Annotated in this window: 11 protein-coding genes; 6 read left to right on the top strand and 5 right to left on the bottom strand. The window is 66.8% G+C overall.

From position 1 onward, the window contains the following. Positions 1 to 23: 23 nt before the first annotated feature. The 3 genes from AC1MDG_RS13940 to AC1MDG_RS13930 all read right to left on the bottom strand — a co-directional run bounded on the left by AC1MDG_RS13940 (position 24) and on the right by AC1MDG_RS13930 (position 2,847). A complete protein-coding gene (locus AC1MDG_RS13940; protein ID WP_043482717.1) occupies positions 24 to 695 on the bottom strand; it encodes a methionine ABC transporter permease in 672 nt (223 codons plus the stop codon). Then, positions 692 to 1,786, bottom strand: a complete 1,095-nt coding sequence (locus AC1MDG_RS13935) for a methionine ABC transporter ATP-binding protein (RefSeq protein ID WP_479804531.1) — start codon at positions 1,784 to 1,786, stop codon at positions 692 to 694. Before AC1MDG_RS13935 ends, AC1MDG_RS13940 begins: the two co-directional genes overlap by 4 nt. Positions 1,787 to 2,070: 284 nt before the next feature. Beyond that, positions 2,071 to 2,847: an exonuclease domain-containing protein gene (locus AC1MDG_RS13930; protein ID WP_479804530.1), complete on the bottom strand. Its 777-nt coding sequence runs from the start codon at positions 2,845 to 2,847 to the stop codon at positions 2,071 to 2,073. Positions 2,848 to 2,928: 81 nt separating this feature from the next. Between AC1MDG_RS13930 and AC1MDG_RS13925 the strand changes: the two genes are divergently transcribed. The 3 genes from AC1MDG_RS13925 (at position 2,929) to AC1MDG_RS13915 (ending at position 10,357) form a co-directional block, all read left to right on the top strand. Continuing rightward, entirely contained in the window at positions 2,929 to 3,345 is a 417-nt protein-coding gene (locus AC1MDG_RS13925; protein WP_479804528.1) for an MGMT family protein, read from the top strand. 131 nt (positions 3,346 to 3,476) lie between these two features. Beyond that, positions 3,477 to 6,809, top strand: a complete 3,333-nt coding sequence (locus AC1MDG_RS13920) for an ATP-dependent helicase (protein WP_479809106.1) — start codon at positions 3,477 to 3,479, stop codon at positions 6,807 to 6,809. Continuing rightward, a complete protein-coding gene (locus AC1MDG_RS13915) occupies positions 6,806 to 10,357 on the top strand; it encodes an ATP-dependent helicase (protein ID WP_479804526.1) in 3,552 nt (1,183 codons plus the stop codon). The genes AC1MDG_RS13920 and AC1MDG_RS13915 overlap by 4 nt, the downstream gene beginning before the upstream one ends. Here the strand turns inward: AC1MDG_RS13915 and AC1MDG_RS13910 are convergent. After that, the gene (locus AC1MDG_RS13910; RefSeq protein ID WP_479804524.1) at positions 10,329 to 11,552 is read right to left on the bottom strand and encodes a macrolide 2'-phosphotransferase; all 1,224 of its coding nucleotides are present in this window, start codon (positions 11,550 to 11,552) and stop codon (positions 10,329 to 10,331) included. The two genes, AC1MDG_RS13915 and AC1MDG_RS13910, sit on opposite strands and share 29 nt — an antisense overlap. 263 nt (positions 11,553 to 11,815) lie before the next feature. On the opposite strand from AC1MDG_RS13910, the gene nudC reads away from it, so the two are divergent. The 3 genes from nudC to AC1MDG_RS13895 all read left to right on the top strand — a co-directional run bounded on the left by nudC (position 11,816) and on the right by AC1MDG_RS13895 (position 15,677). Next, positions 11,816 to 12,793 carry an NAD(+) diphosphatase gene (gene nudC / locus AC1MDG_RS13905; protein WP_479804522.1) on the top strand — a complete coding sequence of 326 codons (978 nt, stop codon included), beginning with the start codon at positions 11,816 to 11,818 and terminating at the stop codon, positions 12,791 to 12,793. A gap of 68 nt (positions 12,794 to 12,861) precedes the next feature. After that, positions 12,862 to 15,036, top strand: coding sequence for an ATP-dependent DNA helicase UvrD2 (locus tag AC1MDG_RS13900; RefSeq protein ID WP_442853500.1), 2,175 nt, complete (start codon positions 12,862 to 12,864; stop codon positions 15,034 to 15,036). Next, positions 15,036 to 15,677 (top strand): M48 metallopeptidase family protein, encoded by a 642-nt coding sequence (locus tag AC1MDG_RS13895; protein ID WP_479804520.1) that lies wholly within the window; start codon positions 15,036 to 15,038, stop codon positions 15,675 to 15,677. The genes AC1MDG_RS13900 and AC1MDG_RS13895 overlap by 1 nt, the downstream gene beginning before the upstream one ends. 16 nt (positions 15,678 to 15,693) lie before the next feature. Here AC1MDG_RS13895 and AC1MDG_RS13890 read toward each other — a convergent pair whose 3' ends face one another. Continuing rightward, positions 15,694 to 17,145 carry a zinc-dependent metalloprotease gene (locus AC1MDG_RS13890; RefSeq protein ID WP_479804518.1) on the bottom strand — a complete coding sequence of 484 codons (1,452 nt, stop codon included), beginning with the start codon at positions 17,143 to 17,145 and terminating at the stop codon, positions 15,694 to 15,696. Positions 17,146 to 17,231: the final 86 nt, after the last annotated feature.

The following is a 17,231-nucleotide window of genomic DNA, read 5'->3' as shown; positions in this document are numbered from 1 at the left end:
CATGGCTTGGCGGTGGCGATTGCCTAGCGGTGGTCAAGGCTTCGGGAGATCCGTTCGCCCACCAGCTGGATGACCTGCACCAGAACGATGATCAGGACGATGGTCACGATCATGACGGTGACATCGAACCGCTGGAAGCCGTAGTTGTACGCCAGCTTCCCGAGTCCGCCACCGCCCACCAGGCCGGCCATGGCCGAGTACCCCACCAGGGTGACCACGGTGGTGGTCGTGGCGGCTACCAGGGCCGGGAGTGACTCGCGCAGCATCACCTTGTTGATGACCTGCATCTTGGTGGAACCCATGACCTGGGCGGCGTCGATCTTTCCATGGTGGACGTCCCGGAGCGAGGTTTCCACCAGGCGGGCAAAGAACGGGATGGTGCCGATGGACAAGGAAACTGATGCCGCAACGGGTCCAAGGCTCGTGCCGGTCAGCAGACGGGCCAGCGGGATGAGGGCCACCATCAGGATTGCGAACGGGATGGAGCGGGTGATGTTGACGATGACGTCACTCATGATCCGGTTGGTGACGGGCATCGGACGCAGGCCGCCCGGCGCCGTGACGTGCAGGAAGACGCCCAGGGGCAGTCCTACCAGCACCGTAAAGAAGGCCGAAATTCCGACCATCTGCAGGGTTTCCACGATGGCCTCGGGCAGGGCCTTGGCAAGGACGGGGTTGCTAAAGATGTCGTTCATGAGTTCCTTCCCGTCACGTCGTTGAATTCAGCAGCGTTCGCTTCGGCAGCGTCCGATTCCGCAGAATCCAATTCAAGTGGGTCGCTGGCAGGTGCGTTGGACGCGGCCACCTTTGCGCCTATTCCGCGCTGGTGGAGGTAGGCGAGGACGGCGTCAGCATCCGCATCCTCGGCGAGCTGGACGCGGAGGTGCCCGAACTGCTGGCCGCCCAGGGTTTCGACGCTGCCGGCCAGGACATTCAGGTCGATGTCGAAGTGCCGCGCAACGCTGGTAAGCACAGGCTCCTTGGCGTTGTCACCCGCGAACAGTATCTCCAGGACCGCTCCGCCTTGAAGGGCGCCCTTCAGGGGCTCGGACGCCGGCAGCGGCAGGAGCGCCTTGGCCAGTTTGCTCTCGAGGTTTCCGGCCACGTCCTTCAGGGCGCCGTGCTCGATGATGCGGCCCTTGGACAGGAGGGAGACGGAGTCGCAGACGCGCTTCACGACGTTCATTTCGTGGGTGATGATGAGCACGGTCAGCTGGAGGCGCCTGGTGAGGTCCTGGATCAGGTCCAGGATTTCGTCAGTGGTCGCCGGGTCCAGTGCCGAGGTGGGCTCATCGCACAGCAGCACATCGGGGTCGGCAGCCAGGGCCCGGGCAATGCCCACGCGCTGGCGCTGGCCGCCGGAGAGCTGGGAGGGGTATGCGTTTTCGAACCCCTCAAGGCCCACGAGGGACAACAGCTCCGCAACCTTGGCCCGGATCTTGTCCTTCGGCGTCTTCACGAGCTCCAGGGGGTGGGCCACATTGCCCGCGGCAGTGCGTGAGTCCATGAGGTTGGCATGCTGGAAAACCATGCCGATACGGCGCCGCGCCGCACGGATTTCGGAGTCCCGCACGGAACTCAGTTCTGTGCCGTCAATGCTGACGGACCCGGACGTCGGACGATCCAGCAGAGTCAGGCACCGCACCAGGGTGGATTTTCCTGCGCCTGAATGGCCAATGATTCCGTGAATGGAACCCTTGGGAACGGAAAGGGTGACGCCGTCGAGGGCCACTACTTCCTTTTTCCCCTGGCGGTAGACCTTTCGAAGGTCGGTAACTGTGATCATTTATCCTCAGGAGGTAGGCCTCGGGCAGGGCATAGCACAAGCACGCTTTTGAACTTAATTATGTCAGCGGAGCCTAAGGTGAGTCACTTCCGCATAATGTTCGGCGCGCGGCACTTACCGCAGCAGGAAGTTCCGCCTAGGGCCAATTGCGGCGGTGCTCGTGCAGCCTCGTGGCGATAGGCAAAATTGCCACGAACCAACCCGCCGGGGTGTGGACCAGCCGGCAACTGTGATCCTTATCCCAGAGTGCGGGCCTCCCCCCGGGGCCCGGTGCGGGGCGGCGGCTAGAAATCGCCCCTGCTGGCGTCTTCCGGGGGGAGGACGGGCCACTCGCCTTCAATCACGGCGGCGGGCTTGGTCTTGCGCAGATAGGTCTGGAAGTCCGCGGCCTGGCTGGCCGCCCATCCGACCTGCAGCTGGTGGAGCTGGCCGGCAGCCATGCGCAGCTTGGGAAACTTGCCCGCCATGGCATCCAGCATCCGGAGCGTCGCCAAAGCGTCCGCGGCGGAGGTGTGGGCATTATCAAGGTTGACGTTGTATTCCTCGCACAGCGCGGTCAGTGTCCTCTTGCCCTTGCGGTACCGGTCCACCTGCTTGTTCATGATGTAGGGATCCAGCACGGGGAAGCGCTCCAGCTGCGGTATCCCGTAGCGGGCTGACTCGGCAGCCAGCACCGTGAAGTCATAGCTCGCGTTGAATGCAATGACCGGGACGCCGTCATCGAACAACCCCTGCAGCACGGAGGCCAGTTCGCGGGTCACTTCTGCGGCCGGACGGCCCTCTTGACGGGCTTTTTCGGTCGTGACGCCGTGGACTTCGCTGGCTTCGGCGGGGATCTCGATGCCAGGATCCGCGAGCCACTCGTGCTCCTTGATGACAGTTCCATCGGCATCCACCACCGTGACCGACGCCGTAACGATCCGGGCGGCGCGCGAGTTGCGGCCGGTGGTCTCCAAGTCGAACGCAGCACGTGGCCGCGTGTCCCACGTGCCGGAAGCGGTGAGGGTGCTGCCGACGATGCTGCCGACGGTGCTGGTGGTGCTGGTGTTCCTGCTGCTCATGATTCAAAACTACCTGCTGCCACCGACAGTTTTGTGCCAGGCCGTGGCGTGCCCCCGCACGGGAACCGCTACGCTGGGTTCATGCGCACGGAGTATGTCGAGGCGGTGCTGTCCGTAGTCCAACTCGTCCCTCCGGGATCAGCAGTGGCCTACGGGGACATTGCTGAGCTCCTCGGTTCCGGCGGTGCGAGGCAGGTGGGGTCCGTGATGAGCCACCACGGCAGTTCAGTTCCCTGGTGGCGCGTGGTGAGGGCCACCGGCGAAGCACCCCAGGGGCTGGCAAGCGAAGCCCTGACGTTCTACCTCCAGGAAGACACTCCGCTCCTTGGCCGCTACCTGGACTTCCTCCGGACCGGCGAAGGACGGTGGCGCGTTGACCTGGTCGAGGCTCGGTGGGCTCCCGTAGACGGTGACTTTGACCTCATTGACCTGATTGCCGAGCGGCTGGAGCGGCGGCTCCATAAAATGTCCGCCCCCAATGATGAAATGACTGTGTGACACTTACCAGCGATTCCCCGGAGGTTCAGTCCGGGCAGCGACTCCAGCCCGGCCAGCTGGCAGACGGGCAGGGGGCAGGCGGCCAGCCCGGCCGGCTAACGGTCGCCACACGTGCCGGCGCGGCCACAGGCTTGAGGCTCCTTCCTCCCCGTCAGGTCCACAGCGTCGTTCCGGTGCTGACACCGGACCAGCAGGCGGCCGTGGACGTCCCGCACGGCTCCGGTCCGGTGCTGGTTCCGGGTGCTCCGGGAACAGGAAAATCCACCGTGCTCATCGAAGCGGCAGTGCGCCGGGCAGAGCGCGATGGCCTTGATCCGGAAAGAATGCTCGTGCTGGCTCCGAGCCGCCTCGCCGCCGACACCCTGCGGGACCGCTTCACGGCCCGGCTTAACCGGAGCCTCAGCACGACGCCGGCACGCACCTGGGCCTCGTACGCCTTTGACTTGATCCGGCGCGCCAAGGCGGAAGGCATCCTCCCGTTGCCGCGGCCGCCGCGGCTTCTGTCCGGACCCGAGCAGGACCTCATCATCAAGGAACTGCTCGAGGGCCATGCCCTGCCTGGTCTTGAGCTGCCGTGGCCGGAAGACCTCGGTGCCGCACTGGAGACCCGTGGTTTCCGCCAGGAGGTACGCCAGCTCTTTGACCGGATCATCGAATCCGGCCGGACGCCCGCCGATTTGGTGGCTTTGGCCCGGCAGTGCAACCGTCCGGACTGGATCGCTGCCGCAGCGCTGTACGCCGAATACCGCGACATACTGGACCTTCGGATGCCGGAGGCATTCGATCCCGCGGGAATCATCACGGCGGCCCGCCAAATCTTCCAGGATGCCCCCGAATTCCTGGCCGCCGAACGGGAACGCCTTCAGCTGATCCTGGTGGACGACATCCAGGAAGCCAACCCGGCCGTGTTCGAGCTGTTAGCGGATATCGCGTCAGGCAAGGATGTCTATGTGGCATCCTCGCCGGACACCGTCGTCCAGGGGTTCCGCGGTGCCCGGCCCGACCTCACGGCCGAGTTGCCGCACCTGCTGGCTCCTGCAGATGCAAGCGGACGCGCCCCCCGGGACGCTGCCGTCCCGGGCGCGGTCCTGGAGCGCCCGCTCTGGTACACCCACCGCCACACGCCGGCAGTCGCCAAGGCCTGGCTTTCGGTGGCGGGACGAATCTCCCAACGGGCAGGCAGCCAGTCGGCGCGCAGGCTGAAGACTGTCGAACCGGCGGCTGCCTTTCCCGAGGCCGGCGCGGTTCCGGCAGGCGGCGGTGTTGAGGGCCACGTCCTTCCGTCGCCGGTCCAGGAACTGCGTTATGTGGCGCAGCGGATTTTGGATGCACACCTGAACCACGGTCGCGAGCTGGGCGACATCGCGGTGATCGTGCGGAACGGCGGGCAACTGAACCAGCTGCAGCGCCACCTGGCCGGCCACGGCATTCCCGTCCGGGTTCCTGTGGCGGAATCCGCCGTCCGGGACGAAGTGGCAGTCAGGCCCCTCCTTGATGCCTATGCCGTGGCGCTTGATCCCGCCGCGCTGACCCCTGAAGCGGCAGTGGCACTGCTGACCTCCCGGATCGGCGGAGCAACCTCCATTGAGCTGCGCCGGCTGCGCCAGACATTGCGCCGCGAGGAGATCCTCGGCGGCGGCGGACGCACCAGCGATGCGTTGCTGGTCGAGTCGCTGCTGGAACCGGGCGCCTTGGCCACCACCGGTATCGAAGGCCGTTCTGCCAGGCGTGTGGCGCGCATGATCGAGGCCGGCCGGGCGGCGGCGCGGGCACCGGGAGGAAACGCGGAGACAGTGCTGTGGGCGCTGTGGAACTCAACAGGTCTTGCCGCACGCTGGACTGACGCCGCATTGGCCGGTGGCACGGCGGGGGCCAGGGCAGACCGCGACCTGGACGCCATGATGGCCCTCTTCCATACCGCCGAGCGCTATGTGGACCAGTTGCCGGGCTCGGGCCCGGACCAGTTCCTTGAGTACCTGCTCAGCCAGGAACTGCCCATGGACACCCTGGCGGCCCGCGCGCAGCTGGAAGATGCAGTGGAACTTATGACGCCGGCAAGCGCCGCCGGACGTGAATGGCCCGTCGTCATCATCGCCGGCCTGCAGGAAGGAGTGTGGCCCAACACCAGGCTCCGGGGGGAGCTCCTGGGCAGCACGCTCTTCGCCGATGCCGTGGAGCACGGGGTGGAGCACGCCCTGCAACTCGGGCCGATAAGCAGGTTGCGGGAAATCCGGTACGACGAACTCCGCAGTTTCTCCACGGCGGTTTCCCGGGCCCGTGAGGTGTTGATCTGCACCGCCGTTTCATCGGAGGACGAACAGCCGTCCTCTTTCCTCGACTATGTCGCGCCGCTGCATCCCGGGCAGGACCGGCGTACGTTCACCCCTGTGGAACGGCCCATGACCCTCCGTGCCCTCGTGGCCGAGCTTCGGCAGCATGCGCAACTGGACGGGAGGTCCGCCGCTGAATCCGTCGAAGCGGCAAGGGTCCTAGCCGGTCTGGCCGCAGCCGAACCGCCCGTCCCCGGCGCCCATCCCGATTCCTGGTGGGGGCTCGCGCCGCTCTCTTCCGGGGAACGGATCGTTCCGCCCGGAGGAACAGTGTTCGTCTCGCCGTCCAAGGTGGAATCCGTACAGAAATCGCCGCTGGACTGGTTTATCCAGGCTGCCGGCGGTGAAGCAGCCGCCGACTTCGCCAGGAGCCTGGGAACGCTGGTCCACGCCATCGCGCAGGATCTCCCGGACGCTTCGGGCGCGGAATACCTTGCGGAACTGGTCCGGCGGTGGCCGGCCCTCGGCATGAAGGACAACTGGGAAGGCAAACTGGATTTCCAGCGCGCCGAAAGCATGGTCCGGAAGCTCGCACAGTACATCCTGGTCATGCGCAGCGAAGGCCGGAGCCTTGTCGGCGTAGAGCGGGACTTCGAAGTGAAACTGCCTGACATCGTGGACATCCCGCAGCCGGAAACCTTGGTACCGGCGGCAACTGATGCTGAGCCCGAGGTCAGGTCCGCGGTACTCCGCGGACAGGTGGACCGGCTGGAGATCGATTCCGAAGGACGCCTGGTGATCGTGGACCTCAAAACCGGCAAACGCCAGCCGTCCAAGGCAGACCTGGCCCGCCACCCCCAGCTGGGTGCCTACCAGACCGCGGTACTGGCCGGAGGGTTTACGGAACCCGGCCCAGCGGATGGCGACATCCGGCCGGGCGTTGTTCAGCCCGGCGGCGCCGTGCTGGCCCAGCTTGGCACGAGCAACAAGAGCCCCGGCATCCAGGTCCAGGAGCCGCTGGAGGGCTCCGATAACAACTGGGCGCTCGACATGGTGAATGACGCCGCCCGGCTCATGTCCGGCAGTGCTTTCGAGGCGCGCCACGATCCGGCAAAATCGGGTCACGGCAGCCACGGCTGCCGGCTGCCGGAGGTTTGTCCCCTTTGTCCGCGCGGAAAGCAGGTTACTGAATGACCACGCCCCCCGACGTCCCGGCCCCGCGGTTTTCCCCGGAAGAGCTGACTGCCATGCTGGGCGAACGCAACAGCCCCACCGCAGAGCAGTCCGCCATTATTTCCTCGCCGCTCACTCCGCGGCTGGTCATTGCCGGTGCCGGATCCGGCAAGACCGCCACTATGGCGGACCGTGTGGTGTGGCTCGTTGCCAACGGCTGGGTCCGGCCGGAAGAAGTCCTGGGCGTGACGTTCACGCGCAAAGCAGCCGGTGAACTGGCCAGCCGGATCCGGTCCAAGTTGTCGGCGCTTCAACGGATCGCGGCGGAGGACTCCGAACACAGGATTTTCCCCGCAGGCCTGCTCAGCGAGGATGCCCTGGAACCCAAGGTTTCCACGTATCACTCCTACGCCAGCGGCATCGTGTCCGACTACGGGCTCCGGCTCGGCGTCGAACGTGATGTTGTCCTGTTAGGCGGAGCGCAGGCCTGGCAGCTGGCGAGCGAAGTTGTTGAGGCCTTCGACGGCGAATACGAACACTTCCGTGCTGCCAAATCGACTCTGGTGAAGGCCGTCATCCAGCTCGCGGGCGAATGTGCTGAACACCTCCGTGATCCGGCCGAGGTGCAGGAATGGCTAATGGAGCGGGTGGCGGAATTTGAAGCCTTGCCCTACGTGGCCGGAGCCAAAAAGAACCCGACGCAGGCTGCCGGCGAACTCGGGGCCATGCTGCGCACCAGGGCCAGCGTTGCCGAAATGGTGGGCAGGTATGCGGACGCGAAGCGGGTCCGCGGCGCGCTGGACTTCGGCGACCTGGTGGCGCTTGCCGCGCGGGTAGCCAGCGCGATTCCGCTGGCCGCCGAGGTGGAACGCCAGCGGTTCAAAGTGGTGCTGCTCGACGAATTCCAGGACACCTCGCACGCCCAGTTGGTGCTCTTTTCCAGGCTCTTCGGCGGCGGCCATGCCGTGACAGCGGTGGGCGACCCCAACCAGTCGATCTATGGGTTCCGCGGGGCTTCCGCCGGCCAGCTCTTCCATTTCGTCCGGGAATTTCCGGTCCAGCTCGGCGGCTCGTTTGCGGTCGCGCCAACCTCGTACCTGACAACCGCGTGGCGCAACGGGCGCAACATCCTTTCCGCGGCAAACGTCATTTCGGCGCCCCTCAGCGCCGCCGCGATGCACGCCGGTCCGGCGGGGGAGCGGGAGTCCGCGGATTCCGTGGAGGTCCCGCCGCTGCAGCCCAGTCCGGCTGCGGCCGACGGGAAGGTCGTCATCGGGCGCTTTGCAACGGACGAAGACGAGGCCAGGGCCATCGCGGCGGATGTCTTGCGGTACCGCGTCACGGACTTCGAGGAACCCGCCGGCGCCGACCGCGTACCTCCTGCCATGGCGGTCCTATGCCGCCGCCGTGCACAGATGGAATGCATCCGGCGTGAGTTTGAGCTGCGCGGGATCCCCTACGAAATCGTGGGCCTCGGAGGACTTCTGGATACCCCGGAGATCGTGGACCTGGTCGCCACGCTGCGGGTACTCGCGGATCCGGGACGTTCGGATTCCCTCATGCGGCTCCTCGCCGGAGCACGATGGCGCATAGGCCCGGCCGACCTCATGGCGTTCCGGGACTGGTCATCTTTCCTGGCCCGCCGCCGAGGGCACCCGGGCAAGGAAGCGGATGAGGCTGACGATCCGGACACTGCGGTCATCGAGAGCGACATCACCGATTCCGCCAGCCTGGTGGAAGCCCTGGACTGGCTGCCCCGGGAGGGCTGGACCTCGGCCCACGGCCGGACGCTGAGCCGCGACGCCCTGGACCGGCTGGATGCCCTCTCGGCTGAACTCCGGCAGCTCAGGGGGTTTATGGGCGATGACCTCACCACTCTGCTGGGCGAAGTGGAACGGGCCATGCTACTGGATATCGAAGTGGCGGCCCGTCCCGGGATCAGCATCCACCAGGCGCGGCGAAACCTGGACGCATTCCACGATGCCGCGGCAGGATTCCTCCACACCTCGCACCGGGTTGACGTCCTGGCGTTCCTGGCCTGGCTGGAAGCCGCGGCAACGGAGGAGGGCGGGCTGGACGTCGCTGCCCCGGACGTCAATCATGAAGCGGTGCAGCTGCTGACAGTGCATGCTTCAAAAGGCCTGGAGTGGGATGTTGTCTTCGTCCCCGGCCTGAACGCGGGAGCGTTTCCCAGCAGCCGGGATTCGCGCTGGAGCAGCGGAAGCGCTGCCCTGCCCTGGCCGTTGCGGGGAGACCGTGCCGACCTGCCCCAGTGGGACACGGACCAGCCGGATCAAAAGGGCTGGCTGGACGCCGAAAAAGATTTCAAAGCCGACGTCCAGGCGCACGGCGAAGCCGAAGAGCGCAGGCTGGCCTATGTGGCGTACACCCGGGCCAAATTCGTGCTGTGGGTTTCGAGTGCGGCCTGGGTCGGTTCCCGGGCCGGAATGGCGGAGATGTCTCCGTTCCTCTCGGAGCTGGCACCCCTCGCAGGTGTCGGGGCAGGCGACGGTGAAGCCGCCGCAGCGGAGGGGCAGGCCCGGGGGCCGGCGGAAGCGGCCGCCGGACGCGCCGCCGTCGTGCATCCCGCATCGGTGGAGGAGCCGGCGCTGCCTGCCGAAAGTCCGTTGACCCAGGACCTCGAAGTGGCCCTGTGGCCGTATGATCCGCTGGAAGGGCCTGCCGATCCGCGGACAGGGGCCAGGCTCAGGCTGGTTCCGGGGCGCCGTGCCGTGATGGAAACGGCAGCACGACGGGTCCGCGAAGCCATGGCCGCGGACCCGGCAAGTGATGCCCCGGCAGATCCAGCTGCGGGCGAGGGGCCCCGGCAGCTCCGGGGCGTCGCCGCCAACTGGGCGCAGGAAGCTGAGCTGTTGCTGGAGCGCCGATTCCGCAGGGCCGCGGTACAGGACGTCCACCTGCCCGGCCACATTTCCGCGTCGATGTTCGTGGATCTGGGCGACGACCCCGAATCGGTGCTGGCGCGGCTGCGGCGGCCGGTTCCCCGGGAACCAGGCATGTCCGCCCGCAAAGGCACGGCCTTCCATGCCTGGGTGGAAGAGTACTTCGGCAAAGCAGGCATGCTGGAGCTGGATGAGGCACCCGGTTCGGACAACCACATTGACGAGGCGTACGGGCTGGACTCCATGGTGGAGGCCTTCCGGAACTCGGAATGGGCGCACCGGGCCCCGGCCCATGTGGAGGTTCCGGTGGAAACGCGCATCGGTGACGTTGTGGTGCGCGGCCGGATCGATGCCGTGTTCAGGGACGCCGACGGCTGCTGGGACCTCGTGGACTGGAAGACAGGCCGCCGCCCCGCCGCGGGACAGCTCAAGGTGAAGGCCGTCCAGCTGGCCGTCTACCGTCTTGCCTGGGCACGGCTCAAGGGCGTTCCGCTGGACAGTGTCCGGGCAGCCTTCTACTACGTGGGGGAAAACCAGGTGGTCCGCCCCCATGATCTTGGTACGGCGGAACAGCTCGAAGACATCGTGACAGCCGCCCTCGGCGGAACCACCGCCCTGGCAAAAGCAACAGCTTCCGCTAGTGGGACTTCGCGTCCACAATCTTGAGGGCTGCGGTGGACGTGTCATCGGCTGCAGGCGGGGCCGGGGGAAAGGTTTCCCCTGCTCCGCCGGCCGCCTGTCCCGCTTCGCTGACTTTTGCTGCCGGAGCGGAGGCATCAGATCCGGCGGGCTTTTCGGCGGCCTGTTCAGCCGGCTGTTCAACCGGGATGGGCGTCACGTGCACCGAGGGCATGGCGGCGGCACTGGACGGCTCGTCCAGCGGCACGGGTTCAACGTGGACGGCCGGGACGGACTGCGGCAAAGGTTCCACGCTGATGGGCTGTCCGCCGTGCTCAGTGATGTCCTCGGCCAGCGATGCCAGCATTTCTTCCGCTTCGCCGATCATGGACTGGTCTCCGGCAGCCAGCCCCTTGACCAGGTACTGGGCCAGCGCGAACTCGGCTGAGAGCGCGGCGCGGCGCAGCAGGTGGGCGTCGGGTGCATCCCTGCGGCTCGACGTGTAGTGACGCAACACGGCGTCCACGAAGCCCTGTTCATTGGAAGCGACCAGCCAGGCCATGTCGTCGGCGGGATCGCCAATGCGCAAGTCGGTCCACCCGGTCACAGCCGTCACGCGCTGGCCGTCAACCAGGATGTTGTCCTCGTGCAGGTCGCCATGGACCACGCAGGGATTGAAGCGCCACAGGGACACGTCCTCCAGAGCATGTTCCCAGCGGCGCAGCAGCACGGGAGGGATCTTCCCCGTGGTCGCGGCCTGGTCGAGTTCATTGAGCCTGCGCTGCCTGAACTCGTTGGGTGTGTAGCTGGGGAGGTCGGCGTTGCTGACCAAAGTCCGCGGCAGGTCATGGATCGCAGCCAGCGCCGCGCCCACCTCCCGAGCGAGGCCTTCCGGTCCTGCAGTCAGCTCTTCGACGCTGCGGGTGGTGCCCGCCAGATGCGAGTACACAAAGGTGCTGAGGGCTCCCTGCCGCACGGTGCCGGCCACCGTGGGCATCAGAAAGGGCAGTTCGGCCCTGATTCCCGGGGCAAACGCGCGGAGGACCATGAACTCCGTTTCCAGCCGGGCGCTGGCCTCCGCGTGGCGCGGCGAACGTACCCGCCACTGCTTCCCCTCGGAGTCCAGGAGAAGGGCCGAATCGAAGTCCGCCGGATCGTCGGGGGCGGAACTCACGGCGGTGGGCGTCAGTCCGGGGACTGCCGCGGTTGCTACAGCTGCCAGTTCGATCGGTTTTCTTCTCACCCATCCACGGTAGATTGACTGGCGCCCAACATGGCGATGTACTACGGCGAGTCTCCAGATCGTGACGATTTCCCTTGCCGAAGCAGCACCAGGATCGCTTCCCCGCGCGGCTGTAGCGGCCGGAGCAAATGTCAATTGTCAGCCGGAGTCAGTACGGTGGGTACATGAGTCTTGCGGAGTCCCCGGCATCCAAAAACCAGTTAACAGAAAATGCGTCCCGGGGCGGTACGCCGCCGTTGACGCGGCTCCCGGCGAACCACCTCATGGATACGGTCCTCCCGGTCCGTCCTGCCCTCATTGACAGGGGATCGGGCGCCAGGATGAAACCGGGCATGGTTGACTCCGTGGTCAGCTCAGGACGGGCGCTGGCCATGGTCCTCTCGCACCGCCAGGCTTTGGTCCGCGGCGACAGCCTCCTGCTGACGGACGCCGCCGTGCTCGCGCAGAGCCTGGCCGAGGCCGGATCGCCGCCGTCGATGACCATCTACCTCGGTTCCACGCTCGCCGGTTCGCACCTGGACGAAGGTACGGAAATCGTCCTTTTTGTCCTGCCGGAGCCGTTCGAGGTCAGGGCGGAACAGTTTGAACGCGGGATCGCCGGGATACCGCCGGACGCCGTGTGGACGGGGTTCCGGGAAGTGGCTGCCCGCCTGGATCCCACCGACACCGCACTGTTCATCGAAGCGAGTGCCATCGCCAACTGGCATGCCACGCACGTTCACTGCCCGCGGTGCGGCGCGGCGACGCTCGTGGAAGCCGGGGGGTGGGTCCGGCGGTGTCCTGCCGACAATTCCGAACACTACCCGCGCACGGATCCTGCCATCATCGTGACGGTGGTCGGCCCGGATGACCGGCTCCTGCTGGGCGGCGGCGGACCCCTCGATGCGAAGAACTATTCCACCCTGGCCGGATTCGTGGAGCCGGGCGAGTCCCTCGAGCAGGCGGTGGTCCGTGAAATCCAGGAGGAAGTGGGTGTCCGGATCACGGCCGCACAGTACCTTGGTTCGCAGTCCTGGCCCTTTCCCGCCTCCCTTATGCTGGGGTTCACGGCCAGGACGCCGGACACCGAGGCAACGCCCGACGGCGTGGAGGTCACCCGGGCGCGCTGGTTCAGCCGCGCTGAACTCCAGGCCGCTGTGCTGAGCGGGGAGATCGTCATTTCCAGCCGGCTGTCCATCGCCCGCTCCCTGATTGAGCACTGGTACGGCGGCGTTATCCAGGACCGCCCCTCCGACGAATGACTCCACTGCACAAAGCCCCGCCGACTGACACCACCGATCCACCGAGCACCAAGTGACATGAGCAACAAGTGACAACTGACAATTTTGAACGAACCGGCGACGTCGCGTCCCCCGAGGCCGCCCCGCTGGACAGCCGGTCCCTGGAAGACCGCATTCTCGGCGGATTGGACGACGAGCAGCGCGAGGTTGCGAGCACGCTGAACGGACCCCTGTGCGTGCTTGCGGGCGCAGGCACCGGCAAGACCCGTGCCATCACCCACCGGATTGCCTATGGCGTGCACTCGGGCGTCTACAGCCCGCAGCGGCTGCTGGCCGTGACCTTCACCGCGCGGGCGGCCGCGGAAATGCGGAGCAGGCTCCGCGACCTGGGGGTCGGCAACGTCCAGGCGAGGACGTTCCACGCCGCCGCGCTGAGGCAGCTGCAATTTTTCTGGCCGCAGGCCGTTGGCGGCGCGCTGCCGAATCTCCTTGACCACAAGGCGCAGATGATTGCCGAAGCTGCCCGCCGCCTGCGGCTCAGCACGGACCGCGCCTCCATCCGGGATCTCGCCTCGGAGATCGAGTGGGCCAAGGTGTCCATGCTGACGCCGGCGAACTACCTGGAGAATGCGCAGGACCGCGGCAACCCCGGCGGGTTCGACCTCACAGCCGTGGCGCGGGTGTTCCAGTCGTACGAGGACGTCAAGACGGACCGCAATGTCATCGACTTTGAGGACGTCCTGCTGATCACCGTCGGGATCCTGCAGGAGGACCCGAAGGTGGCAGCCACTGTCCGCGAGCAGTACCGCCACTTCGTGGTGGATGAATACCAGGACGTCTCGCCGTTGCAGCAACGGCTCCTGGAACTCTGGCTGGGAGGACGTGACGAGCTGTGCGTCGTGGGTGATGCCAGCCAGACCATCTACTCGTTTACCGGCGCCTCACCCAAACACCTGCTCGGTTTCAAGGCCATGTATCCCGGCGCCAATGTGGTCAAGCTGATCCGGGACTACCGCTCCACGCCCCAGGTGGTCAAGCTAGCCAATGACCTGCTCGCGGGGCGGCGCAGCGGCGGCCCGGTGGCGGATGCCGCCTGGGCGGCGCCGCTCAAACTGGTCGCACAACGGCAGCCCGGACCGCCCCCGCAGTTCACCGAGTGCGCGGACGACGAAGCCGAGGCCGCCACCGTTGCGATCAAGATCCGCGAACTGCTCGACGCCGGCACGCCGGCAAGCGAGATCGCCGTACTGTTCCGCACCAACGGGCAGTCCGAGGCCTATGAACAGGCTTTGGCTTCCGCCGGAATCGGCTATCAGCTGCGCGGCGGAGAGCGGTTCTTCGCCCGCAAGGAAGTCCGGGACGCCATCCTGCAGCTCAGGGCTGCCACCCGGGCGGCTGCGGAGACCGCGGAGCCCGAGCCCCTGGGCCAGCTGGTCCGGGACATCGTGGCATCCCTGGGCTACACGGAGTCCGCCCCGCACAACGGCGGAGCCCTGCGGGAACGCTGGGAATCGCTGGCCGCGCTGGTTGCACTGGCGGATGAGCTGGTGGTGAGCCGCGGCCCGCAATTCAGCCTCTCGGATTTTGTCAACGAACTGCAGGAACGTTCCCTTGCCCAGCATGCCCCCACCGTGCAAGGGGTGACCCTGGCGTCGCTGCACGCCGCCAAGGGGCTCGAATGGGATGCCGTCTTCCTCGTGGGGCTCTGCGAAGGACTCATGCCGATTTCATTCGCCGACTCCCCGGAGGATGTGGACGAGGAGCGCCGGCTGCTCTATGTGGGCATCACCCGGGCGCGCGAGCATCTGTCGCTGTCCTGGTCGTTGGCCCGGACCCCCGGCGGCAGGGCCAACCGGAAACCGTCCCGCTTCCTGGACGGCCTTCGGCCGGACTCAGTGGCCAGTTCGACGGCGCGCGGCAAGGGCCCCGCCCCGCGGCGGAAGGCGGCAGCACCTGCCATGTGCCGGGTCTGCGGAAGCATGCTGTCCACCGGCGCAGAACGCAAAGTGGGCCGCTGCAGCCAGTGCCCGCCCAGCTATGAGGAACAGACCTTCGACGCGCTGCGCCAGTGGCGGAAGGACGTGGCCCTTGCCGCCGACGTTCCGGCGTTCGTGGTCTTTACCGATGCGACGCTGACGGCGATTGCGGAGGCGCGGCCGGCGTCCCTCGAAGAATTGTCCCAGCTGGCGGGAATCGGTCCCTCGAAGCTGGAGAAGTATGGCGAAGCCGTGCTGGGAGTCCTAACAGAAAGCGGCAGCGCCTGATGGCCGGGCGCGCGCAGCCTGGAGCGGTTCCCTTGACCACACCCGACGGCGCCCCGGTGGTGGTCCGCCGCTCCGCCCGCCGTCGCCGGACCGTGGCCGCGTTCTGGGAGAACGGCACGGCCGTGGTGGCCATCCCGGCGCATTTCAGCAAGGCACAGGAAAGCGAATGGGTCCACCGGATGCTGGAGAAACTCCGGCTGCAGGGAGTCCGGCGGTCGCGCGGGGCAGGACAACGCAGGCCGGCCACGGACGCCGCCCTGGCCGCGCACGCAACCGAACTGTCGGCCAAGTACCTGGGAGGCCGTTCCGTGCCGACGTCCGTGCGCTGGGTCAGCAACCAGAACTCCCGCTGGGGTTCGGCCACACCCGCGGACGGAACCATCCGGCTTTCGGACAAGCTGCGGCCCATGCCGCAATGGGTGATCGACTACGTGCTGCTGCACGAACTGGCGCATCTGCTCGTCGCCGGACACAACGCCGCGTTTTGGCGCCTCCTGGAGGCCTACCCGGAAACCCAGCGGGCGAAGGCGTTCCTTGAGGGCGTAGCGTTCGCCACGTCCCGTGGAATGGCACCGGACGTTGACGGAGAAAGCACAGGCACTGACGGAACCAGCGTTCCGTCAGTGCCCGGAGCCAACTGACCGCACAGCCGGCAGGTCAGGCCTGGGGCGTGCCGCCGTCGTCCTTGCCGGAACCGCCCTTGTCCGTGCCGGGGCCGTCGTTGTTATCGTCGGGGGCCGCATCGTCCGCGCCCGGTTCGTCGTCGAATCCGCCGTTCAGCAGTTTCTGCAGGGCGTCGTCCACCTCCGTGTCGCTCGCTTCGGCGAGCTTGCGCCGTGCACTGAACCCCTGGGGGTCGTCCAGGTCCTCGCCGGTGGGCAGGAGGTCCGGGTGCTGCCAGATGGCGTCCCGGCCTTCGGTGCCGCGTTCTTCCTTGAGGGAAGCCCAGAGGGCTGCGGCCTCGCGGAGGCGGCGGGGACGCAGCTCCAGTCCCACCAGGGATGAGAAGGCGTGCTCTGCGGGGCCGCCGGTGGCACGGCGCCGCCGGACTGTCTCACGCAGTGCCGATGCCGAGGGCAGGAACTTCTCCGTGGCCGCTGCGGTCAGTTCGTCCACCCAGCCTTCAACCAGCGCCAGCGCCGTTTCGAGTTTCTCCAGTGCCTGTTCCTGGGCGGGGGTCCGCTGGGGCATGAACACGCCCTGGGACAATGCCTCCTGGATGCCTTCGGGGTTGCCGGGGTCGATCTCCCGGGCCAGTTCCTCGATCTTGGACGTGTCAATGTGGATGCCGCGGGCGTAGGCCTCGATGGCCCCCAGGAGGTGGCCACGGAGCCAGGGTACTTGGACGAAGAGCCGGGCGTGCGCGGCTTCCCGCACGGCAAGGAAAAGCCGGATGTCGTTTTCAGGCAGGCTCAGGCCTTCGCCGAATTTGGCCACGTTGGCCGGGAGGAGGGCCATTTCAAGATCGGCCAGCGGTACACCGATGTCCGTTGAACTCACTACTTCCGCAGACAGGGCACCGATGGCCTGGCCGAGCTGCATGCCGAAGATGGCACCGCCCATGTTCTGCAGCATGGATGAAGCGCCGCCCATCATGGACTTCATTTCTTCGGGCATCTGCTCCGTCATGGCGGTGGACAGCGCGTTGGCGATGCTGTTCGCCACCGGTTCGGTGAGCCGCTTCCACGTGCCAAGGGTTTCCTCGACCCATTCGGCCCGGGACCACGCCCTGCCGATCAGGCCTGTGGCGGGTAGGTCCGTGACCTGGTCAAGCCAGAGCTCGGCCAGGCGGAGTGCCTCATCGACCTCACGCGACTGTTGCGCCGTGACAGAGGGGTCGGAGCCGCTCGCTGCCACCCGCCGCGCATTGTCGTGGGCAAGCTGCCAGTTGACGGGCCCCTCGGAGGGCGCGCTCATCATGGCCTGCACCTGCGAGAACATCTGGGCAAGCAGGTTCGGATCGTCGGGAAGGCCTGCAGCCTTGGCCAGTTCAGCGGGGTCTATGTCACCCATGCCCTTGCCACCCATGAGGTTCTGCAGCATTTCCGCAAGCGGATCCTTGGGGGTGTCGTCGTCGCCATTGGACGGATTGAGTGGGTTGGAGGTCATGATCCCGCCGATCGTCGGTGTGACTGTTGATCACCTTCACGGTACCCCGGTGCGTTGGCGGCTGTCTGCCGAATCCGGCCCCGTTC

The organism is Arthrobacter sp. AIWTK1 (assembly GCF_056680535.1).
The sequence above is the reverse complement of the archived record's forward strand: the minus strand, read 5'-3'. Positions and strand labels throughout refer to the sequence as shown.